Below are 23,155 nucleotides of genomic sequence, written 5' to 3'. Positions count from 1 at the left end.
TAGCACAGGAAATTCCTTATTCATTGAAAAACGAATACACCGAACCCTTATTCAGTATCCCTATGCTTACCTCCTCTCATCTTCCTATCCTTCTTTAATTCCGCTCAAACAGGCAGTAAGAACCCGATTCGTGTAGCTCATCAAAAGTAACTATTCACTCCTGATAGTTTTGCTTTATTTAACCAAGAAATTTATCCCGCTATTTGCAGGCAGTAAAACTCCCACTGATTAAAGTTTCACTTTATGTCTATCCATTCTCTCACATCAATTTACATATAATGAATAATAATTATCTATTATTTCATGAGATGAAAAACTCTCTATGTCTAGATTTATCATTATTCCCACCTTTTTGCAACTATCATACCATAGTTGCTATACAAACATTTTTTCACTTTTGACAGTTAATCAAACGTTTGTTTAAATTATTTTTCACTTTTTTAACACACTTTTGAAACAAACGTTTGATTAACTCAGAAAAAACACCCAAATACGGGTGTTTTTTCTGTTTAATCTTTAAGAATCTATACTATTTTAGCGTTCAAAAATAAGAATTCTTCTCTTTTTTTAGCGCTTATTAATCTCTTCAAGTAAGATTTTATTAACAAGCGGTGGATTTGCTTGTCCTTTTGTAGCTTTCATAATTTGACCAACTAAGAAGCCAATTGCACGGTCTTTACCGTTTTTAAAGTCTTCAATAGATTGCTCATTATTATCAAGAATTTCTGTTACAACCTTACGAAGTGTTCCTTCGTCAGAAATTTGAACCAGACCTTTCGCTTTAACGATTTCTTCTGGGTCTCCACCTTTTTCAATTAATTCATTAAATACTTTCTTCGCGATTTTAGAAGAAATTGTACCTTTTTCAATTAATTGAACCATTTTAGCTAAGCCAGCTGGCGTTAATGCAACGTCTTTTAATTCTTTTTGTTGTTTGTTTAAGTATGCAAGTACTTCACCCATTAACCAGTTTGATGTTAATTTCGCATCAGCACCGTCTGCAACTGTTGCTTCAAAGAAATCAGACATCTCTTTCGTTAATGTCAATACATGCGCATCATAAGCTGGTAAGCCAACTTCTTCAACATAGCGAGCTTTACGTGCATCTGGAAGTTCTGGAATAGAAGCACGAATTTCTTCTTTCCACTCATCGTCGATGTAAAGTTCAACTAAGTCTGGCTCTGGGAAGTAACGGTAATCGTCAGATCCTTCTTTTATACGCATTAAGATTGTTTTCTTCGTTGCTTCGTCATAACGACGTGTTTCTTGTTGGATGATACCACCAGATAATAATTCTTTTTCTTGGCGCACTTGCTCATGCTCAAGACCTTTTTGCACGTAAGTGAAAGAGTTTAAGTTTTTCAGTTCTGCTTTTGTACCGAACTTCTCTTGTCCAACTGGACGAAGTGAAATATTCGCATCACAACGAAGAGAACCTTCTTCCATCTTACAATCAGATACACCTGTATATTGAATGATTGATTTTAACTTCTCTAAGTACGCATATGCTTCTTCTGGAGTACGCATATCTGGCTCAGATACGATCTCGATTAAAGGCATCCCTTGACGGTTGTAGTCTACTAATGAACCGTCAGCTGCATGCGTTGATTTACCAGCATCTTCTTCTAAATGAAGACGTGTAATACCGATACGTTTCTTTTTACCGTCTACTTCGATTTCAATCCAACCATTTTCACCAATTGGCTTATCAAATTGAGAGATTTGGTAAGCTTTCGGATTATCTGGGTAGAAATAGTTTTTACGGTCGAACTTCGTTTCCGTTGCGATTTCACAGTTTAATGCCATTGCGGCTTTCATTGCAAAGTTAACTGCTTCCTTATTTAAAGTAGGAAGTACCCCTGGGTATCCTAAGTCAATTACACTTGTTTGTGTATTTGGCTCCGCTCCGAATTCTGTTGGACTCGCAGAGAAAATTTTCGAATTTGTTTTTAACTCAACGTGAACCTCTAAACCAATAATTGTTTCTAAATTCATCTATGCTCGCCTCCTTACAGACTTGCTTTTTTTGTATGATAGTCTGTTGCTTGCTCAAACGCATGTGCAACGCGGTAAATCGTCGTTTCATCGAAGTGTTTACCAATGATTTGTAGACCAAGTGGCATGTTGTTAGCACCGAATCCACATGGAACAGAAATCGCTGGAACACCCGCTAAGTTTACTGGAATTGTTAAAATGTCATTTGCATACATTGTCATTGGATCGTCCACTTTTTCGCCCACTTTAAATGCTGGAGTTGGCGTTGTTGGTCCAATAATAACATCGTAGTTAGCAAATACATTTTCAAAGTCATTTTTAATTAATGTACGTACTTGTTGTGCTTTTTTGTAATATGCATCATAGTAACCAGAGCTAAGAGCAAATGTACCAAGCATAATACGACGTTTTACTTCATCACCGAAACCTTCGCTACGTGTGTTTTTGTAAAGATCTAATAAGTTATTTACATTATCAGAACGAACACCGTAACGTACGCCATCAAAGCGTGAAAGGTTCGCAGATGCTTCAGAAGAAGATAATAAGTAATACGTTGCTAGAGCGTATTTAGAGTGCGGAAGAGATACTTCCTCCCAAGTTGCGCCCATACCTTCTAATACTTTTAAAGCAGCTAGTACTGACTCACGAGCTTCTTCGCCAACACCTTCGCCTAAGTATTCTTTCGGTACAGCAATACGTAAACCTTTAACATCACCTGTTAAACCAGCTAAGTAGTTTCCTACTTCAACGTTTGCAGAAGTTGCATCCATACGGTCAATACCTGAAATAGCTTGTAATAAGTATGCATTGTCTTCTACTGTACGTGTAATCGGTCCGATTTGGTCAAGTGAAGATGCGAATGCTACTAATCCGTAACGAGATACGCGTCCGTAAGTTGGTTTTAAACCTACAACGCCACAATATGCAGCTGGCTGACGGATAGAACCACCCGTATCAGAACCTAGAGAGAATAATACTTCTCCTGCTGCTACTGCTGCTGCAGAACCACCACTAGATCCGCCTGGAACGTAATCTAAGTTCCATGGATTTTTTGTAGCGTAGAAGCCTGAGTTTTCATTTGAAGAACCCATTGCGAACTCGTCCATATTTAATTTACCGATTGTAACTGTGTCAGCAGCTTTTAGCTTTTGTACAACTGTCGCATCGTAAATTGGATCGAAGTTTGCTAATATTTTGCTCGCACAAGTTGTACGAAGACCGTTAGTTACAATGTTATCTTTTACACCAATTGGCATACCGAATAATAAACCATTATCCTCAGCACCAATCTTTGCATCTAATTCTTTCGCTTTCGCGCGTGCATTTTCTTCATCTAATGTAAGAAAAGCTTTTACGTTATCTTCAACATCCGAAATACGTTTGTAAGATTCTTCTACTAAATCCGTAACGGAAATTTCTTTGTTGTTTAACTTCTTATGTAACTCTGATACAGAATGATCAAATAATGACATCGAAATTCCCTCCTCTATTCTAATACTGCTGGAACACGGATTTGATTATCTTTGTGATCCGGTGCATTTTTTAATACTTCTTCTACTGGTAAACCTTTTTCTGGCACATCTTCACGCATAACATTTTTCATAGTTAATACATGAGTTGTTGGTTTTACATCAGTTGTATCTAATTCATTTAACTGTTCTGCAAATGTAACAATTGCATCTAGTTGTTTTTGAAATTTTTCTGCTTCTTGATCAGTAATTGCAAGACGTGCTAAATGTGCTACGTGCTTTACATTCTCAACGGAAATTCTTGACACGGCTAGGCCACCTCCATAATATATCGTTCAATCTACAATACTATTGATGATACCAAATTTTCAGTACTTCAAGCAAGTCAACACACGGCACTTACGGCATTTTTACATAAAAAAAGAAAGGCAAGTGCCTTTCTTTACAATTTACTCTTTATCTAACGATTTATTTTTCGGAAATCTTTCATTATCTTCCTCATTATCACGAATTGTTTTTTGTAATACAAAACAAGACATCGTTAAAAATAATGTTCCGATTAAATAGTACCCTTTTACACTAAGCGTTTCATCTAACGTGTAAATCCCAATTAGCATTCCTGAAAGCGCACAAACAAATGAAGTCCATGCTAAAAACGTGAACGCTTGCGTATTTCGTCTTCTCATCGTTCTCCCCCTCGTTAGCTGTACACCTATTATAGATAAATATATTTATCACAATGGTTTTTTATGTAAAATCATTTTTCTATTTATTAATCTATCACAAAAAATTTCTATTTTGAAGATAATTTTCTTTCTAATCCGAAAAAACAGTTAAAAACATTGACATTTATTTCAACTCCACATAAAATAAAAACAAATATTACGAACCTCGAAATATACGGGAGTGGAAATAATTGTTACAATATGAACATTTTTTAGACTTACTGTTAGATAACGCCAAGAAACTTTTCTATCCTGAAGAATGGGTAAGTCTTGATTTAACACTTTCCAAGACAGAAGTATTTTGTTTACTTTGGATGGAGCGAAATACGGATATTACAATGACAAAAATTGCTGATCTTCTTGATATACCGATGAGTACAACAACGGGCGTTGTAAATCGCCTTGTAAAAAAGGGATATATTGAACGCTACCGGAATGAAAGCGATCGACGCATTGTATTAATTCGTTTAACAGAAAACGGCGTAATGCTCGTTCAAGAAGTAAAACAAAATGCGGCCCATTACTTTAGCCTAGTGACAGATGCATTGTCAGAAGAAGAAAAAGCATTCTTACTACAAATATTCCAAAAGATCATGAATCACATTGCTACGTCACAGCAAAAAACAGAAGAAAAGGTTTCTACACCTAAAATGAAAAACATTCCGATTGAATAAGACCCTAGTTGGGTTTTTATTCAATTAAATATTTCGACAATCGTAATATTCGACATTCGAAACAAAGGGGATATTAATGATGAGAATTATTCTGTATACAGGTAAAGGCGGCGTTGGAAAAACTAGCATTTCAGCAGCAACAGCAATCCAAAGTGCAAAACAAGGATTAAAAACATTAGTAATGAGTACAGATCCTGCTCATAGTTTAGGGGATTCATTTGGCATAAAACTATCTTCTGAGCCACTAGAAATTCGCGAAAACTTGTGGGCACAAGAAATTAACACTATTTATGAAATGGAAAAAGGCTGGGGGAAATTGCAGAAATATATTACACTACTCTTCACTTCCAAAGCAGCTGATGATATTACAACAGAAGAATTAACGATGTTCCCTGGTATGGAAGATTTAATTAGCTTACTTCGAGTACTCGATTACTATAAACACAACACTTACGACGTCATCATTATTGATTGCGCACCGACTGGAGAAACTTTAGCAATGCTTAGCTTTCCAGACATGCTCGGCTGGTGGATGGAAAAACTCTTTCCTATTAAAAGGAAGATTTTAAAAGTTGTTCGTCCTGTAGCTCAACCACTTCTTGGTGTCCCCCTTCCAACTGATGATATTATGGACGAATTAACGAATACGCTTGAACAACTTGGAGAAATGAGAGATATTTTATCAAACCGAGAAGTAACGAGTATTCGCGTTGTTGTAAATCCTGAAAAAATGGTCATTAAAGAAGCTCAGCGTAGTTTTACTTATTTAAACTTATACGATTATAACGTAGATGCCATTATGATTAACCGCGTCATCCCTAACACTGTTACCGACCCTTACTTTCAGGCATGGAAAGATACACAAAAGAAATATAAGGCGTTAATTAAAGATAGTTTTCAGCCACTTCCTATTTACGAAGCTCCCATGTTTGAACAAGAAGTTGTTGGTTTACCTATGTTAGAGCGTGTAGGAAATGCTTTATTTAAATCAGACCCCTCTCCTACTGAAGTGAAATTTAATGGCCGCACACAATATGTAAAAAAAGATGGCGATGAGTATATTTTCGTTCTGTCCATTCCCTTCTCAAACAAAAGTGAACTTTCATTAAATCAAAAAGGTGATGAACTTATTATTCGAGCCGGCTCTATGAAGCGAAATATCACCTTACCAAAAACATTAACACACCTTTCTATTCAAGGAGCTAAGTTTGAAGATGATGTACTAAACATTCGGTTTGGAGGTGTAGTACATGCATGATGAATTACTAAGAAAGGTAATTCGTACAAAAATAAAAATCGGTATGCGTATATTAGAAGAGCTACCGAATCCGATTCAGCAATCAGCTAAGCACGCACTAAATATTTTGCAAGAGGAGCTCTCCTCTTATGCTGAAGAACAACCGCAACCTGAGAGTAATTTAAAAAGCATCATAATTGAATAACTATACCCTTGTAGAAAGCCTTTTCTTATAGGCTTTCTATCCCTTTATTGGAGCTGATATAAGTTGATAAAAACATCTTCAACAAGACATTTCACCACTAATACAATCTGGCTAATCCCCCTTCTATTCTTTTTTCATAACCTTGAAGAAGCTTTCCAAATGCCACAATATATCGCTAATCGATTTTCGATCCATTTTATAACTAACAAACAATTTTTCATTGCAATTTCCATATTAACAACCTTCGTCTTACTCATAGTCATTCTATATCAATTAAGCATCATATCTTCTATTTATTTGATCATTTTTATACAGGGCTGTATCTTCTTTAACGCCGTTCAGCATATTATCTTGTATTTCATTTATCGTTCTTATAATCCAGGAGTAATCTCAGCATCTATCATTATCCTATTTTCTCTTTTCTTATTTTCATCAAAGAAACTATTAATCCCTAAAAAGAAATTAGCAAGTACACTCATTTTTAGTTTAATCTCTTACCCAATCATAATTTGGATTTCCTTATTATTAGCCAGCTGCTTTAATTAAAAAAAGACCAGGAAAACTCCTGGTCCATCACTCTACTTAACAAACATTGGATTCTATGTTATACAAAATTAGAAGGTATAGAATTAGGGTTTTGTTTGTTAAGTAGATTATATGTTGAACGAGCTAACAGCGGAGGGGTTCCTACTGTTAGTCGTTAAACTCAATAATTATTTTACGATTTTTTCAAGCTCATCAAGTGAAAGATCTACTGAAATTGAACCATCATTTGTTTCTTTCTTAATTGCATCTGTTACTTCTTTTGAATGGTATAACTCAATTACTTTTTTCAGTGTTGGATCATTTTTATCTTTCGTACGAGCTGCGAAAATATTAATATAGGCCTTTGCATTTTCATTATTTGGATCTTCTAAGAAAATTGGATCCTTCGCTGGGTCTAATCCAGCTTGACCAGCAACACCGTTATTAATAACTGAAGCCGCTACATCTTTTAACACACGAGGTGTTTGCTGTGCGATAACCGGTGTAACTTTTAGCTTCTTTGGATTTTCAGCGATACCACTTGGATCCCCAAATAGACCAAAATCTTTCTTAAGCTTTAATAATCCAGCTGCATCAAGAAGTTTTAATGCACGTGCTTGGTTCGTTGGATCATTCGGAATAGCAATTTCCGAACCATCTGGGATTTCATTTGCTTTCTTATATTTTTCAGAGTATAAGCCCATCGGTGCAATTTGCGTTGTACCAACAGCTGTAATATCTAACTTATGCTCCTTTTTAAATTGCTCTAAGAAAGCAATGTGCTGGAATGAGTTTAGTTCAATATCTCCATCAGCTAACGCTTTGTTGGGTGTTGTGTAATCAGAGAACTCAACCAGTTTAATTTTAATCCCTTCTTTTTCAGCTTTTTTCTTTAAAATTTCCCAAACGTCTCCATCTGTTCCAGTTACACCGACGCGAACTACTTTCTCTTTCGCTCCTGCACCTGTGTCTCCACCTGAGCAGCCGCTTAATGCTGTAATTCCTACGATCGCTGATAATGCAAATGCTAAAATTTTCTTCATTTTCTTTTCCCCTCTTCCTTTTTATGATCTGCGTAAAAAGACTTTCGCAAAGTAGTTCCCTAAATTTTGAGCCACCTGTACAAGAATAATAAGTAAAACGACCGTTACAAACATAACTGACGTATCGAAGCGTTGATAACCATATGTCATTGCTAAGTCACCAAGACCGCCACCACCGACAAGTCCTGCGACTGCAGAAAATTCAATTAAACCGACCGTCATAAACGTGACACCTAGGATCAATGGTGCTAAAGCTTCTGGTACGAGGATTTCAAAAACAATTCTAAGTGGTGAAGCGCCCATTGCTTGTGCTGCTTCAATTACTCCTTTCGGAACAGAAACAAGATTGGTTTCAACCATTCTAGCAATACCAATTGATGCAACTAACGTCATTGGGAAGATTGCTGCAGCCGTTCCAATCGTCGTTCCAATAACACTTCTTGTTAGTGGGCTTAAAGCTACTAAAAAGATAATGAATGGAACCGGACGAATTGTATTAATTATGATATTAAGAATAGAAAAGACCCATTTATTTTCTAAAAAATTTCCTTTTCTCGTTACATACAACAGTAAACCTAGAGGTATACCAAGAATTGTAGCGAATATAAGGGTTACAATTACCATTAAGAGGGTATCCCCCGTCGCATCTAATATGCGAGGCCAAAATATACTCCAATCAACTCGCATGAGCTTCTACCTCCTTCAGCTGCACTTGCAGTCTTAGATGTTGTAATGCTTTTTGAATTTCTTTCTGTTCACCTTGTAGTTCTACAAGAAGATTTCCAAATAGCACATTTTGGAGTTCAATAATATTTCCATAAAGAACATTTACATCGACGTTATAGTTTTTCGCAATATATGATAGTACAGGCTGCCCTGTCTCTTCCCCAGTAAAAGTCAGGCGATAAATCTGACCTCCGTTTTGAATTTTCGCTAGAACACTTTCTGGTAAGTGATCATTAATAACAGAGCGTACAAAATTTTGAGTTGTCTTTGTTTTTGGTTGTGTGAAAACGTCAAACAGTTTTCCTTCTTCAATTACTTTTCCTTTTTCCATAACGGCTACACGGTGACAAATTTCTTTCACAACGTGCATTTCATGTGTAATAAGTAGAATCGTTAAATTGTACTCTCTATTTACTTTCTTTAATAAATTTAAGATTTCTGTTGTTGTTTCCGGATCTAAAGCTGATGTTGCCTCATCACATATGAGAATATCGGGTGATGTCGCAAGTGCTCTTGCAATCCCAACACGCTGCTTTTGCCCACCTGATAACTGTTCTGGATAATAGTTCGCTTTATCTTCTAAACCAACAAATTTTAGTAGTTCATTCACTCTTTCTTTTATCTCATTCTTCGGCAATTTCGCTAACCTTAATGGATAAGCAATGTTCCCAAACACCGTTCTTGAATTAAATAGATTGAAACTTTGGAAAATCATACCAATTCTTTGTCTTAGTGTCCGTAATTCTTTCGCCGATAATGATGTAATATCTTTATCATCTATTGAAATTGTTCCTGCAGTTGGTCTTTCTAACATATTTACTAAACGTAATAGCGTACTCTTTCCAGCACCACTAAATCCGATAATGCCAAAAATTTCGCCCTTTTCAACTGACAGCGTTACATCCTCAACCGCATGAACAGATTGCCCACCTGATTCATATACTTTACTTACATTGTTAAAAGAAATCATTTTCTTCCCTCCTATATGCTGTAAAACTTGAAGTAGAGCTTTCGAGGTAAAATAAAAAGTGCTCTCCTCCTTATCAGTAATAAAAGATAAGAAGGAGAGCACTTTTATATGTACTCATTCACATCTTCTCATCTTCCAAGCCTTTATAGGCTTGCTGGAGTTAGCACGGTATTAAAAAACCCGTTGCTGAGGTATCGTAGGGCCAGTCCCTCCACCTCTCTGGATAAGAGTGTATCGATTTAATTGTCGTTTAATTAAGTCTTATTATAGAACTCAGAATAATGAGAGTCAATACATTTTTCGGAAAAATATTAATTATTTCTCTATTTAAATTTTCAAATAAGAAGTAACAATACAATAGTGATTTTTAAAGTTATGTAAAAGCCTTCTCACTCATACTTTTAAAAAGGAGAATCTTCTCTATTCATTGAATAACATTATTTGAATATGAAATCGGAGGAAGATAGATATATGAAAACAGCTCTTTTGCTCGTCGACATTCAAAATGATTATTTTCCAAGCGGAATGATGGAATTACGTAATCCAGTAGAAGCAAGTGAATATGCTAGTCAGCTACTACAACATTTTAGAATAAGAAACGAACCTATTTTTCATATCCAACATGTAGCTATAAAAGATAGCGCTACTTTTTTCCTACCCAATACAGAAGGTGTCCATATTCACGAAAATGTCCGTCCACTTAGAGAGGAAACCGTTATCCTTAAACATTATCCAAATAGCTTCCGAGAAACTGATCTTCTAGAACAATTACAACGTTCAGGAATTGAGCACGTCGTAATATGCGGGATGATGACCCATATGTGTATTGATGCTACAGTAAGAGCTGCTTTTGATTTTGGTCTTCACTGTACCGTAATACACGATGCTTGTGCTACAAAAGATCTTTCATTTAAGAATGCTACTATACCAGCTGTTTATATTCATAATACAATTTTGGCGAGTTTAAATGGAGTATACGCAAATATAATGAGTACAGAAGAGTTTTTAGCGACCTAAAAAAAACACTCCTTTCAGTTAGCAAAGCCGAAAGGAGTGTTCTCTTGTCTAACCATAGATTTTCTTTCAAATTGTATTATACAGGAAATCCTCAAAATGAATACTAAAAAATATGACTAATAAGTCAATTTTTCTCGCTGTTTTGTTTCTATTTTCATGTTTATCCCGATATTAACAAGGTTTAACTAATCCAAAAGAAAAAATAGTAATATTTGGAAACCTTTCTTGATTGAAATTAACTAGCTTCTATTATAGAGAGTTTCTCAAAAAGAAAAGATCTTCACAGTCTGTGAAGATCTTTTCTACTATTTCTTATAAAGTTTCAGAAGTAGTTTTTGCTTGCATGTGAAGCGCTAAGTAATCAGGGCCACCAGCTTTAGAGTCTGTACCAGACATGTTAAAGCCACCGAATGGTTGGTAACCTACGATTGCACCAGTACATCCACGGTTGAAGTATAAGTTACCAACGTGGAAGTCTTCACGTGCTTTTTCAATATGGTCACGGTTGTTAGTAACAACTGCTCCTGTTAAACCGTATTCTGTATTGTTTGCAATTGCAAGTGCATGATCAAAGTCTTTTGCTTTACAGAATGCTACTACTGGTCCGAAGATTTCTTCTTTCATTAAGCGAGCATCTTCTGCAACATCAGCAACGATTGTTGGTTGGATGAACCAGCCTTTAGAATCGTCTCCTTCGCCACCTGATACGATTTTACCTTCTTCTTTACCAATTGCAACATAGCTCATTACTTTATCGAATGCAGCTTGGTCATTAACAGGTCCCATGTTAATATCTTTTGCATCTGGGTTACCTACTGTTAATTCTTTTGTTAATTCAACAGCACGATTTAATACATGATCGTATACATCTTCATGGATTACTGCACGAGAACATGCAGAACATTTTTGTCCTGAGAATCCGAATGCTGATGCAACGATAGATTTAGCTGCTAATTCAAGATCTGCCTCTTTATCAACAACGATTGTATCTTTACCGCCCATTTCAGCGATAACACGTTTTAACCAAATTTGTCCTGGGTTTACTTTTGCTGCACGTTCGTAAATACGAATACCTACATCGCGAGATCCAGTGAAGCTAACGAAACGTGTACGAGGGTGATCTACTAAATAGTCACCAACTTCAGAACCATTACCTGGAACGAAGTTTACTACGCCAGCTGGTAAACCAGCTTCTTCTAATACTTCCATAAATTTCGCTGCTACTACAGGAGTTGTACTAGCTGGTTTTAGTAATACTGTGTTACCAGAAACTACGGCAGCTGTTGTCATACCTGCCATAATTGCGAATGGGAAATTCCAAGGAGAAATGATAACACCTACTCCTAATGGAATGTAAGAGAAACGATTATATTCAATTGGACGGCTTTCTACTGGAATACCGTCTTTTAATTTCAACATTTGACGAGCATAATATTCCATAAAATCGATTGCTTCTGCTGTATCAGCATCTGCCTCATTCCATGGTTTACCTGCTTCTTTTACAAGAATAGCAGAGAACTCATGTTTTCTACGACGAACGATTGCTGCAGCACGGAATAAAATATCTGCACGCATTTCTGGTTTTGACTTTCTCCAAGTTTGGAATGTTGCATCCGCTACTTGCATTGCTTTTTCAGCTAATTCACGGCTTGCTTTTGAAACACGACCAACAAGTTCCTCTTTATTTGCAGGGTTTACAGAAACAATTTTGTCTTCTGTAGTGATTTTTTCTCCCCCGATAATTAATGGATAGTCTTGTCCAAGATAAGATTCTACTTTCTTTAAACCCTCTTCAAACGCTAATTTGTTAGCCTCTACTGAAAAATCTGTAAATGGCTCATGTTTGTATGCTACTACCATCTTTTTAGCCTCCCCTTAGAAAAACGTTTACATTTTACAACATTATTCTACACGATAATTTAGATTTATTCAAATATTCCTAGACTTATATTTTAAAAATTAATAAATTTTTAAAATATAATAAAAAAAAGAGATTCATACATACGTATGAATCTACAAAATATGAGTATATTCCAAAACATTTTTCCCGATTAATAAAATAGTAACTAATAAAAATAAAGTCCTTACATATCCAACACCTTTTTGAACCGCAAACTTCGATCCAAAATAAGCACCTAAAATCATTGATAAGCCCATAATTATACCGTATTCAAAATGAATCACATCTAAAAATAAAAAAGTAATTAAAGATACGATATTACTAACGAAGTTCAAAAGTTTTCCAGATGCTGCCGCTTGAATAAAATCCAAACCAATTAATAAAAATGCAAAAATTAAAAAGGATCCTGTCCCTGGTCCAAAAAATCCATCATAAAATCCTATCATTAAAATAACAAAGAAAAACATTAATGTTTTTCCTTTTGTCATCTTTTTATAGGTAGATGCACTTCCCCAATCTTTTTTCGCAATAATATAAATGGCAATAAAAACCAACATTACGAGTACTAGTGGACGCAAAATATCAGGCGGAATAAACTTTACTACTAAAGCCCCTGCGACTGCTCCAATAATAGTTAACGGGATTAACTTTCCTACAATCCGAAAATTCACCTTACCTGATCGAATAAAATAAATTGTGCTCGTAAGCGTCCCCATCGTTGCAGCTAATTTATTCGTTGCGATTGCCGAAGCTGGTGATAAACCAACAAACATAAGTGCAGGAAGCGAAATTAATCCTCCCCCTCCAACAACCGAATCAATAAAAGCTGCTAAAAACCCGAATGCAATTAATAAAATAATGACTTGAAAGCTTAGTTCTTCCATGATTTTGCCCCTTACCCCTTTATTTGTAACATTTAAAATTATAACAAAATTTTTCAAGAAAAAAAGCTGTTCCTTTATGGAACAGCTCTCATCTTTAATCTAAAATTTTCACAAACGGTTCATCTTGCTTCGCTTCACGTATAATAATTGCTTCTGGGCGTTCTACAGATTTAATTGTTACTTGTACTTTCATATAATTCGGGAAGTATTCCATAACAAGTCCAGCTACATATTGTGTAAAACCAATCACTTCAGCTTTCCCATTGAATTGGACAGGAATATCGAGCTTCATTTCTCTTAATTCATCATCTCTATACATTCCAGTACCGATAACAGCTGTATAATCTCCTTGGAAATACTCACTTAATTTTGCTTTAAAGTTTGACACCCTCGCAAGATCTTCACGTTTATTATCCGATTTCGCTTGTTCAGACGGGAATAAATAGTATTTCTCATTGATCGGCTTCCAATCCTCAACCGTTTCACTGCCTTTTTCTACCTTAGCATAAGAAACAAAATTCCCTGGTACAAGCGAAGACTTTGGACTTTGACGATAAATTGCAAATGTTATCGGAACATTTTTTGTCGCAGCGTCTTTTTGATGCATGAATTTCAAGATTTCTTGGGCCATTCTTTTCCCTTCAGCTAACATTTTTTCATCTGGGATTGCAGCCTCACGCGGATAACCATGCTCTTCCTCATAATATTGAACAGAATTCATCGCTAATCCAACTACAATGCCACCAGGTTCATTATCGTTCCCACCTTTTTGCACGTAGTAATCATGCTCTAAAATATTTGAGATATACATTGGATGTTTTTTATTTTTCACTTCTAGTGACTCCGAACCTTCACTTAAGGCTGGATTCAGTCCGATATTCGGAAATTTAACTGCATCTTTTTTCAACTTATCCTCTAGCTCTTTTTGTTCAGCATCTGTACGCTTCCTTTTTACAAGCATTTGTATATTTTGAGCCTCTAGAACCTTTCCGCCTTTAAAGAAATAATCTTTCGTACTAAATGATTCTTTGGCAATGCGCATTAATCCTGTTTCAAATTCATCTACATCTAGACGACTATTTAAACCTTGTACAACTAAACCACGTGCCTCACCTGGATCAAATTTAACCGTTGTCTTATAATATTCATCCGAAATCGAGTATTTCGGGATAACTGCTTGTTCTTTCGCTTTCCCCGATTTCTCAACTGCTTTTTCATCTTTATTGGAACCCATACTACACCCACTTACAAGTAGGCTAAGACTTAATACCGCTAACGCTATTTTTTTCATCGTAAGTTTGCACCTCTTACTTATTCAGCTCTTGTAAGAACCTCTCTTCATTCCAAACTTCAACATTGTGCTTCTCTGCTTGCGCTAATTTCGAACCAGCAGCTTCACCAGCAACAACTAAATCCGTACTTTTACTAACACTTCCTGTTACTTTTCCACCTAATGCCTCAATATTCTTCTTCGCTTCACTGCGTCCCATAACTTCTAATTTCCCTGTTAAGACGACAGTTTTTCCTGCAAAGTACGATTCAACATTTTGTAAATCAGCAATTTTCATACCTTTGTATGCCATGTTCACGCCATACTCTTTAAATTGTTGTAATAGCTCTAATACGTCTTCATTATCGAAATACGTTACAACGGATTGAGCCATTTTTTCACCAATCTCATTAATTGTTTTTAATTCTTCTTCCGTCGCTTTCACAAGCTCATCCATCGTTTCGAAATGCTCAGCAAATGTACGTGCCGCTTTCGCACCGACATGACGAATACCAAGACCGAATAATAATCGCTCTAATGAGTTTTCCTTAGAATTCTCAATTGCTTGGACTAAATTTGTTGCTGATTTTTCACCGAAACGTTCTAGTTCTAATAATTGCTCTTTCGTCAATGAATATAAATCAGCAAACGTACGAATATAATCCGCATCAAAGAGTTGTGTAATTACACGTTCTCCAAGTCCATCAATATTCATTGCATTTCTTGAAACGAAATGGATTAATCCTTCACGAATTTGAGCTGGGCAAGTCGGATTTATACATCGAAGTGCTACTTCTTCTTCTAAACGAACAAGTTCACTCTCACATGCTGGACAATGCGTTGGCATATGATATTCTTCTTCCTCACCAGTACGCTTATCAAAAATAACGTTCACAACTTCAGGAATAATATCTCCAGCCTTTTTCACAACAACGTAGTCACCAATTCGAATATCCTTTTCACGAATTAAATCTTCGTTATGTAAAGAAGCACGACGGACAATAGTTCCGGCTACTCGCACTGGCTCCAGCTCTGCAGTTGGTGTTACAACTCCTGTGCGGCCGACACTTAATTCAATCCCTGTTAATCTCGTCACAACTTCTTCAGCTGGGAATTTATAAGCTATTGCCCATCTTGGACTCTTTGCTGTAGTTCCTAAGCTTTCTTGAATAGCAACATCGTCTACTTTTATAACGATTCCGTCAATCTCATAATCAAGATGCGGGCGTTTTTCTTGCCACTCTTCTACATAGGCTATTACGTCTTCAATTGTTTCACATGTACGACGATTTGGATTCGTCTTAAATCCAAGCTCACCTAAGAAATCCAGTGATTCACTGTGGGATGGAATTGTTTTTTCTTCTACATTAGCAAGACCATACACAAACATAGATAAGTTACGCTTCGCTGCAATTTTCGGATCAAGTTGGCGTATCGATCCTGCTGCCGCATTACGTGGATTCGCAAATACATCTTCACCATTTTGCTCTTTTTCTTCATTTAATTTAACGAATGAACGCTTCGGCATATAAGCCTCGCCTCGTGCTTCTAACGTTACTTCTTCATTTAAACGCAGCGGGATAGCTTTAATCGTTTTTAAGTTTTGGGTAATATCTTCACCCGTTATACCATCACCACGTGTTGCTCCTTGAATGAAGCGTCCTTTTTCATAATGAAGTGAAACAGCAAGTCCGTCAATTTTTAATTCGCATATATATCTTACATTCGCATCATCAATTCCCTGATGTACTCTTCGATCAAAATCACGCAAATCTCCTTCATTAAACGCGTTTCCTAAACTTAACATTGGTGATTTATGCGTTACCTTTTCAAATATATCAAGAACAGTCCCCCCAACGCGAATGGAGGGAGAGTCTTCACTCATAAACTCTGGGTTCTCTGCTTCTAATTTTATAAGCTCCTGCATATCACGGTCATATTCCGCATCAGAAACAGAAGGATTGTCTAATACGTGATATTGATAGTTAAATGTATTTAACAAATCACGCAGTTCTTCTATACGTTTTTTGGCTATCTCTTTTGACATATCCTCAGTCCTTTCCTATTGTTTCGTCACAGGTGCAAATTTTGCTAATAAACGTTTAATACCAATTGGGCTTGGGAACGCAATATCTAATTCTTTTGAATCTCCTTCACCCTTTACACTTACAACTGTACCGACTCCCCACTTCTGGTGAGCAGCTTTATCGCCTATTCCCCAGCCAATTTGCTCGCCACCTGTCGTCTTAACAGCCGGACGCGCGAAAGCTGAACGAGAGCGTGTTGTAGTTGCGCTTGTCGTTCTTCCTTTTGCACCAAACGAAGTTTCACGCTTCGGTGCTGTTTCGTTTAATGGTTCTACTAATTCTGCCGGAATTTCTGTAATAAATCGAGATGCTGCATTCATACTTGTTCTACCAAATAAAGTACGCATTTGAGCATTAGATAAGTATAGCTCTTCTTCTGCACGAGTAATACCTACATAGGCAAGACGACGCTCTTCTTGCATTTCATCCTCTTCCATAAGAGAACGAGTATGCGGGAATATCCCTTCCTCTAAGCCAACAATAAAGACAACTGGGAACTCTAATCCTTTTGCTGAGTGCATCGTCATTAAAATAACTTCTTCACCAGCAGTTGGATCTTCATCTACACGATCAATATCCGCAACAAGAGCTAAGTCTGTTAAGAATGCAACAAGGCTCTTATCTTCGCTTTGGGATTCAAATGTTTGTGTAACAGATAAAAACTCGTCTAAGTTTTCTAAACGACCTTCTGCTTCTAAAGAACGCTCATTTTTCAACATATCGCGATAGCCTGTCTTCTCAATAACTTCTTCTACTAATTCTGTAACAGATAAATACTCTTGCATATTTACCCAGTTGTGTAATAAACTTGCGAATTCTTTTACTGCTTTTGTTATTTTTGCACTTACACCAACATGCTCAATCTCATCAAATACAGCAGTTAATGAGATTCCGTTTTGCACACCATAATTAATAATTTTATCTATAGAAGTCGCACCAATCCCGCGCTTTGGCATGTTTATAATACGTGCAAAACTAATCTCATCATCTGGATTCCCAATTAAACGTAAGTACGCCAAAATGTCTTTAATCTCTTTACGGTCGTAGAACTTAGTACCTCCGACGATTTTGTAAGGGATATTAGATTTCAGGAAAATCTCCTCGACCATACGAGACTGGGCATTTGTACGATATAACACTGCAAAATCAGTATATTTTCGTTTCCCCATTTGAATATCATCACGAATTTTTTTCGCAACAAAATACGCTTCGTCCTTTTCAGTTGCAGCACGATAATACGAGATTTTGCTTCCAATTTGATTGTCTGTCCATAATTTCTTCGGTTTACGGTTTGAATTTTTTTCAATTACAGCATTCGCTGCATTTAAAATATTTTGTGACGAACGATAATTTTGTTCTAACAAGATAACTTGCGCATTCTCATAGTCTTTTTCGAATGACAAAATGTTAGAAATGTCAGCCCCGCGCCAGCGGTAAATAGACTGATCAGAATCACCTACAACGCAAAGATTTTTAAAACGTGCTGCTAAATGTTTAACAAGAAGGTACTGAGCTTTGTTCGTATCTTGATACTCATCAACGTGAATATATTGGAACTTACGCTGATAAAACTCTAGTACTTCTGGAACACGTTCAAATAGCTGAATCGTTGTCATAATTAAATCATCAAAGTCTAATGAGTTATTTTTCAAAAGACGTTTTTGATATTCTGTATATACATCGCTCGTTAATTTTTCATATGGGTCAGCGATTGTAATTTTTTTTGCATATTTATCTGCAGATAACAGTTCATTTTTCGCATTACTAATACCGGCTAAAATAGAGCGCGGCTCAAATTTCTTCGGATCAATATTGCGCTCTTTCATAATTTTTTTGACTACAGTTAACTGATCGCCTGAATCTAAGATTGTAAAGTTACGATTAATACCAATACGATCGATATCACGTCGTAAAATACGTACACACATAGAGTGGAACGTAGAAATCCAAATATCTTCTGCTTCTGGTCCAACAAGTTTATCAATACGCTCACGCATTTCACGAGCAGCTTTATTTGTAAAGGTAATTGCTAGTACATTCCATGGCGCCACACCTTTTTCACCAAGTAAATATGCAATACGGTGTGTTAACACACGTGTTTTCCCACTACCTGCGCCTGCCATTAATAGAAGTGGTCCATTTGTTGTTTGTACTGCTTTTTGTTGCTGCGGATTTAAACCATTTAATAACTTATCTGTCGTACTCATATGCGCCTGCACCTACTCTCCTTTTACTGCTTTAACTGTTTTTAATGCCGATTTTATATCATCATAAATAATATTTCCAACAACTACTGTATCAGCATACTGCGCCATTTCTTTCGCTTGTTCTGCATTAGAAATACCACCGCCATAATATAGCTTAGCTTGTTTCAATTCTGCTTTTACATTTTTAACAAGCTCAATGTCTCCATACGTCCCGCTATATTCTAAATAGAATATCGGTAAATGTAATAGCTTGTCTGCTAAACGCGCATATGCAATAACATCATCTTCTGTTAAATCACATTTTGTATCTGTAAGCTGGGCTACTTTCGCTTCTGGGTTTAAAACACAATACCCTTCCATGTAAATTTCGTCCCAGTCCATAATATCTCCAAATTCTTTCAATGCCTCATGATGAACACCTGTTACCCATTCTACTTTTCGGCTATTTAAAACACTTGGGATGTAATAAAAATCAAATCCTGGTGTAATTGCCTCCACATCAGAAACCTCTAACACACAAGGCACTGCATATCTACGAATGCTAACTAGCATGTGTAATACGTTATCAATTGTCACTCCATCACTTCCGCCTACAATAACAGCATCCGTTCCAGATTCACAAATCATTTCTAAATGTTCGTCACTTAACTCCTTATTTGGATCAAGCTTAAATACATGTTTCCATTTGGAAATATCGTACATGAAAACACCCTTTCTTTTCTCTAGTTATATAATTTCTGTTCAAAATAACAGTTAATTTTTATCAAGATTTTTTACATTCCTTGCTATATCTTTACCAGACTTTTTGAACTTCCTTACTATATTTGTTCAAAAAGGAGGATATAGAGAGCCTAGCAGATCGAGGCGCATTCGCCAGGAGGAACGGAATGTAGTTTTTCCTACATGAGTACCGGACTGGCGTATGCAACGATGAAATGCGACAGCTATCTTTACCGGACTTTTTGAACTTCCTTTTACGCATTCTTTCATTATAACAAAAAAAGCTACCTACACACACGCCCAATCCAACATCTTTTTCAACGTCAAATGTTGGATTACATATCAAAAAACTTATACGGAATACTAACAAATGAAATAGTATTTTCTATTTCGAAGTTAATTAAAAAGGAGTGTCTTTCTAATGAAGCAAAACATCGGCACAATTAGTGCTCTAATTCGAATTACACTTGGACTCATCCTCTTCGGTTGTAGTACAGCTAAACTCGTACGTAAACCTTGGTGCACTTGGTCTAAAGTTTTGCTATGGATTGGTGCCATGAAAATTGCGGAGGGAATCGTTCGTTTCTGCCCTATTGTTGAAGCCTGTAAGTTTGGAAAATATATGAATATGAGCGCATTTAAAATGCCTAGCATGAATTTCACTGAAAAAGGACATAATAAAGAAGAAGTTAATTCAGCTTCCAGTCATGACAAGCCAAAGTCAAAGTCAGATGGAAGTTATGACACTTCTGACAAAGAGATTGAGTCAGCGATTGAAGAATTAATCCTGGCAAAACCGCTTTGAATCATTTGTCACGATGCAAGATGCTCTCAAAGGGACTTAGCTGCTGCAGTGGGCAGCTAAGTCTTCTTTATTTTACCACGAAACAGAACGTACATTCTTGTTTTCCCCCTTAAAACGTACATAAAAGATATCAAACAATAAAATTCAGAAAATTAGGTGTAACCCTCTTGCATGTAATGATATAAAAGTGATATCATTTTTATATCAAGGAGGCGATCATATGAAAGAAAAACAAGTATTTTATGTTAATGGATTTCTCGGCGTTATTGGAATTTTAGTTTTAGCCGCTATCGGTGTATTTTGCCTTGTACAAGAAATGTTTGTAATAGCTATTTTAGCTCTCATATTAGCATCTGTTTTAGCTACAGGTATCGGTATCGTTCAACCGAATCAAGCGAAAGTTATTACGTTCTTCGGTAGTTATTTAGGAACAATTCGTCAAAATGGTTTATTTTTAACAATTCCATTCGCGTTTCGTCAAACTGTATCTTTACGTGTTGAAAACTTTAACAGTAAGAAATTAAAAGTAAACGATGTTGAGGGCAATCCAATTGAAATTGCAGCCGTTATCGTATATAAAGTTGTTGATTCCGCAAAAGCAATGTTTGGTGTTGAGCATTACGATCGATTCGTAGAAATTCAAAGCGAAACAGCAATCCGCCACGTTGCTACAAAATATCCTTATGATAATTTCCAAGATGAAACTTGTATCACGTTACGAGGAAATACTGAAGAAATCTCTGAAGAATTAAAGCGTGAGTTAGAAGCACGCCTTGAAATCGCTGGCGTAGAAGTATTAGAAACTCGTTTAACGCATTTAGCTTACGCAACAGAAATTGCCCATGCAATGCTCCAACGTCAACAAGCAAAAGCAGTATTAGCTGCTAGAAAAGAGATTGTTGAAGGTGCTGTGAAGATGGCGAAAGATTCAATCCATATGTTAGATGAAGAAGGCGTACTGGAACTCGATGACGAGCGTAAAGCAAATATGGTGAACAATTTATTAGTTGCCATCGTTTCAGATAAAGGTGCGCAACCAGTTATTAATACAGGAAGCCTATACTAAAGGTTGTAAGTGATTATGGCCAAAAAGAAAAGCTTTCCATTACGTATTGATCCTGAATTACACGCAGTCATCGAAAAATGGGCGAATGATGAGTTTCGTAGCGTCAATGCACACATCGAGTATTTACTTCGAGAAATGGCAAAGCAAAAAGGAAAATTAAAAAAAAATAAAGATGCATAAAAATCCCGCTGAGAAATCAGCGGGATTTTTATATATTAGCTTTTCGTCATCTCATGCCCAATTGCACGATATCCTATATCACTTCGGTAAAATAAACCATCACTCTCAATTTTACCGATTTCTTTATAGACCTTATCTTTCGCTTCTTGTAAACTATTCGCCTTACAAGCAACAAATAATACACGGCCACCGTTTGTTACAAAGTCACCATGTTTCATCGCTGTACCCGCATGGAAAACTATTACATCTTGCAGTGCATCTAATCCGTTAATAATTTCACCTTTTTTATATGCTTCTGGATATCCTTTCGAAGCAAGTACGACACCAATAACTGCTTCCTTTGACCATTGTAACGTTAATTCACTTTCATCTAATACAGCGTTACATACATCAACTAAATCATTTTCTAAGCGTGGTAATACAACTTCCGTTTCAGGATCGCCAAAGCGTGCATTGAACTCAATTACCTTTGGACCATCATTCGTTAAAATAAGCCCCGCATATAAAATTCCTGTAAACGAACGATTTTCTTGGATCATCGCTTTAGCAGTTGGATGTAATACTGTTTGAATCGCTTCTTGAACCGCTGATTCCGGAATTTGTGGTACTGGGGAATATGCACCCATTCCGCCTGTATTAGGACCTTTATCACCATCAAAAGCTCGTTTATGATCTTGAGCAATTACCATTGGATACACAGTTGTTCCATTTACAAATGCCATTAATGAAAATTCTTGTCCATCTAAAAACTCTTCAATAACGACCTTCTTGCTTGCTGCGCCGAATTTCACATCTTGTAGCATTTCTTTCACAGCTTGTAATGCCTCTTCAAGCGTCATTGCTACCGTTACACCTTTACCAGCAGCTAACCCATCTGCCTTAATTACGATCGGTGCACCAACTTTCTGAATGTACTTTACTGCCTCTTCATAGTCTGTAAAAGTTTCATATGCCGCAGTTGGAATATCATACTTTTTCATCAATTCTTTCGTAAAAGCTTTACTACCTTCAATAACAGCAGCCGCTTTATTAGGTCCAAATACACGAAGTCCCTCTTCCTTAAAGCGATCAACGATTCCATTCATAAGTGGAATTTCTGGTCCAACGAAAGTTAAGCCTACATTGTTTTCTTTTGCGAATAAGACTAATGCATCAAAATCATTCTCATCAATATCAACTGGTGTTGCAACGTCTCGCATACCTTCATTACCTGGCGCTACATATATTTTTTCTACCTTTTCAGATTGTGCAAACTTCCAAGCTAAAGCATGCTCACGTCCACCACGGCCAATTACTAAAACATTCATATTTCATCCCCCAATAATTAAATAAGTACAAACTAGAAGCTATGCTCCTAGTTTGTTTTCATATCAATAAAAGTTTAAAAAGGAGGATCAAGAGAACCGAGCAGGTCGAGGCGCATTCGCCAAGAGGACACGGAGTGTAGCTT

General features: G+C 36.5%; 22 protein-coding genes and 1 riboswitch. Of the genes, 8 read left to right on the top strand and 14 right to left on the bottom strand.

What is annotated here, in order from left to right:
• Positions 1-567 precede the first annotated feature (567 nt).
• The 4 genes from gatB to DN408_RS23865 all read right to left on the bottom strand — a co-directional run bounded on the left by gatB (position 568) and on the right by DN408_RS23865 (position 4,150).
• Positions 568-1,995, bottom strand: coding sequence for an Asp-tRNA(Asn)/Glu-tRNA(Gln) amidotransferase subunit GatB (gene gatB, locus DN408_RS23880; protein ID WP_002010050.1), 1,428 nt, complete (start codon positions 1,993-1,995; stop codon positions 568-570).
• A gap of 14 nt (positions 1,996-2,009) precedes the next feature.
• A complete protein-coding gene (gatA, locus tag DN408_RS23875; RefSeq protein WP_002010048.1) occupies positions 2,010-3,467 on the bottom strand; it encodes an Asp-tRNA(Asn)/Glu-tRNA(Gln) amidotransferase subunit GatA in 1,458 nt (485 codons plus the stop codon).
• A 14-nt stretch (positions 3,468-3,481) separates the two neighbouring features.
• The gene (gene gatC / locus DN408_RS23870; protein WP_000086999.1) at positions 3,482-3,772 is read right to left on the bottom strand and encodes an Asp-tRNA(Asn)/Glu-tRNA(Gln) amidotransferase subunit GatC; all 291 of its coding nucleotides are present in this window, start codon (positions 3,770-3,772) and stop codon (positions 3,482-3,484) included.
• A gap of 141 nt (positions 3,773-3,913) precedes the next feature.
• Positions 3,914-4,150 (bottom strand): YiaA/YiaB family inner membrane protein, encoded by a 237-nt coding sequence (locus tag DN408_RS23865; protein ID WP_002029490.1) that lies wholly within the window; start codon positions 4,148-4,150, stop codon positions 3,914-3,916.
• A 230-nt stretch (positions 4,151-4,380) separates the two neighbouring features.
• Here DN408_RS23865 and DN408_RS23860 point away from each other — a divergent pair, with 230 nt between their 5' ends.
• The 4 genes from DN408_RS23860 (at position 4,381) to DN408_RS23845 (ending at position 6,851) form a co-directional block, all read left to right on the top strand.
• Positions 4,381-4,863: a MarR family winged helix-turn-helix transcriptional regulator gene (locus tag DN408_RS23860; RefSeq protein ID WP_000942491.1), complete on the top strand. Its 483-nt coding sequence runs from the start codon at positions 4,381-4,383 to the stop codon at positions 4,861-4,863.
• Positions 4,864-4,939: 76 nt separating this feature from the next.
• A complete protein-coding gene (locus DN408_RS23855) occupies positions 4,940-6,121 on the top strand; it encodes an ArsA family ATPase (protein WP_002124897.1) in 1,182 nt (393 codons plus the stop codon).
• Positions 6,114-6,305 (top strand): DUF3926 domain-containing protein, encoded by a 192-nt coding sequence (locus tag DN408_RS23850; RefSeq protein WP_002091335.1) that lies wholly within the window; start codon positions 6,114-6,116, stop codon positions 6,303-6,305. The genes DN408_RS23855 and DN408_RS23850 overlap by 8 nt, the downstream gene beginning before the upstream one ends.
• A 63-nt stretch (positions 6,306-6,368) precedes the next feature.
• Positions 6,369-6,851, top strand: coding sequence for an HXXEE domain-containing protein (locus DN408_RS23845; RefSeq protein ID WP_002091337.1), 483 nt, complete (start codon positions 6,369-6,371; stop codon positions 6,849-6,851).
• A 167-nt stretch (positions 6,852-7,018) separates the two neighbouring features.
• Here DN408_RS23845 and DN408_RS23840 read toward each other — a convergent pair whose 3' ends face one another.
• Genes DN408_RS23840 through DN408_RS23830 form a run of 3 tightly spaced genes read right to left on the bottom strand, consistent with a single transcriptional unit; the run spans position 7,019 to position 9,569 of the window.
• On the bottom strand, positions 7,019-7,873 hold the full coding sequence (locus DN408_RS23840) for a MetQ/NlpA family ABC transporter substrate-binding protein (protein WP_002029488.1): 855 nt from the start codon (positions 7,871-7,873) through the stop codon (positions 7,019-7,021).
• A gap of 21 nt (positions 7,874-7,894) precedes the next feature.
• Entirely contained in the window at positions 7,895-8,560 is a 666-nt protein-coding gene (locus DN408_RS23835) for a methionine ABC transporter permease (protein WP_002091343.1), read from the bottom strand.
• A complete protein-coding gene (locus tag DN408_RS23830) occupies positions 8,550-9,569 on the bottom strand; it encodes a methionine ABC transporter ATP-binding protein (RefSeq protein ID WP_002010037.1) in 1,020 nt (339 codons plus the stop codon). Before DN408_RS23830 ends, DN408_RS23835 begins: the two co-directional genes overlap by 11 nt.
• A 125-nt stretch (positions 9,570-9,694) precedes the next feature.
• Positions 9,695-9,799: riboswitch (SAM riboswitch) on the bottom strand.
• A 241-nt stretch (positions 9,800-10,040) separates the two neighbouring features.
• Between DN408_RS23830 and DN408_RS23825 the strand changes: the two genes are divergently transcribed.
• Positions 10,041-10,586: a cysteine hydrolase family protein gene (locus DN408_RS23825; protein ID WP_002091344.1), complete on the top strand. Its 546-nt coding sequence runs from the start codon at positions 10,041-10,043 to the stop codon at positions 10,584-10,586.
• Between the two features lie 312 nt (positions 10,587-10,898).
• Here DN408_RS23825 and pruA read toward each other — a convergent pair whose 3' ends face one another.
• From pruA to pcrB, 6 genes are all read right to left on the bottom strand, one after another.
• Positions 10,899-12,446 carry an L-glutamate gamma-semialdehyde dehydrogenase gene (pruA, locus tag DN408_RS23820; protein ID WP_002124887.1) on the bottom strand — a complete coding sequence of 516 codons (1,548 nt, stop codon included), beginning with the start codon at positions 12,444-12,446 and terminating at the stop codon, positions 10,899-10,901.
• Between the two features lie 153 nt (positions 12,447-12,599).
• Complete coding sequence (locus DN408_RS23815) at positions 12,600-13,370, bottom strand: TSUP family transporter (protein ID WP_002029466.1); 771 nt, start codon at positions 13,368-13,370, stop codon at positions 12,600-12,602.
• A gap of 94 nt (positions 13,371-13,464) precedes the next feature.
• The gene (locus DN408_RS23810; protein ID WP_002186806.1) at positions 13,465-14,661 is read right to left on the bottom strand and encodes a CamS family sex pheromone protein; all 1,197 of its coding nucleotides are present in this window, start codon (positions 14,659-14,661) and stop codon (positions 13,465-13,467) included.
• A gap of 16 nt (positions 14,662-14,677) precedes the next feature.
• Positions 14,678-16,687 (bottom strand): NAD-dependent DNA ligase LigA, encoded by a 2,010-nt coding sequence (gene ligA, locus DN408_RS23805; RefSeq protein ID WP_002124882.1) that lies wholly within the window; start codon positions 16,685-16,687, stop codon positions 14,678-14,680.
• Between the two features lie 15 nt (positions 16,688-16,702).
• Entirely contained in the window at positions 16,703-18,934 is a 2,232-nt protein-coding gene (pcrA, locus tag DN408_RS23800) for a DNA helicase PcrA (protein WP_002169288.1), read from the bottom strand.
• A 12-nt stretch (positions 18,935-18,946) separates the two neighbouring features.
• A complete protein-coding gene (pcrB, locus tag DN408_RS23795) occupies positions 18,947-19,636 on the bottom strand; it encodes a heptaprenylglyceryl phosphate synthase (protein ID WP_002186803.1) in 690 nt (229 codons plus the stop codon).
• Between the two features lie 439 nt (positions 19,637-20,075).
• Between pcrB and DN408_RS23790 the strand changes: the two genes are divergently transcribed.
• The 3 genes from DN408_RS23790 (at position 20,076) to DN408_RS23780 (ending at position 21,705) form a co-directional block, all read left to right on the top strand.
• Positions 20,076-20,459: a YgaP family membrane protein gene (locus DN408_RS23790; protein ID WP_002124877.1), complete on the top strand. Its 384-nt coding sequence runs from the start codon at positions 20,076-20,078 to the stop codon at positions 20,457-20,459.
• A 220-nt stretch (positions 20,460-20,679) separates the two neighbouring features.
• The gene (locus DN408_RS23785; RefSeq protein ID WP_002063557.1) at positions 20,680-21,525 is read left to right on the top strand and encodes an SPFH domain-containing protein; all 846 of its coding nucleotides are present in this window, start codon (positions 20,680-20,682) and stop codon (positions 21,523-21,525) included.
• 15 nt (positions 21,526-21,540) lie between these two features.
• Positions 21,541-21,705, top strand: a complete 165-nt coding sequence (locus DN408_RS23780) for a type II toxin-antitoxin system antitoxin (RefSeq protein WP_002063556.1) — start codon at positions 21,541-21,543, stop codon at positions 21,703-21,705.
• A 35-nt stretch (positions 21,706-21,740) separates the two neighbouring features.
• Here the strand turns inward: DN408_RS23780 and purD are convergent, their stop codons facing one another.
• Positions 21,741-23,012 carry a phosphoribosylamine--glycine ligase gene (gene purD, locus DN408_RS23775; protein ID WP_002124874.1) on the bottom strand — a complete coding sequence of 424 codons (1,272 nt, stop codon included), beginning with the start codon at positions 23,010-23,012 and terminating at the stop codon, positions 21,741-21,743.
• Positions 23,013-23,155 lie beyond the last annotated feature (143 nt).

The sequence above is a fragment of the Bacillus sp. AR13-1 genome (assembly GCF_008042285.1).
Lineage (GTDB): Bacteria > Bacillota > Bacilli > Bacillales > Bacillaceae_G > Bacillus_A > Bacillus_A mycoides.
The sequence above is the reverse complement of the archived record's forward strand: the minus strand, read 5'-3'. Positions and strand labels throughout refer to the sequence as shown.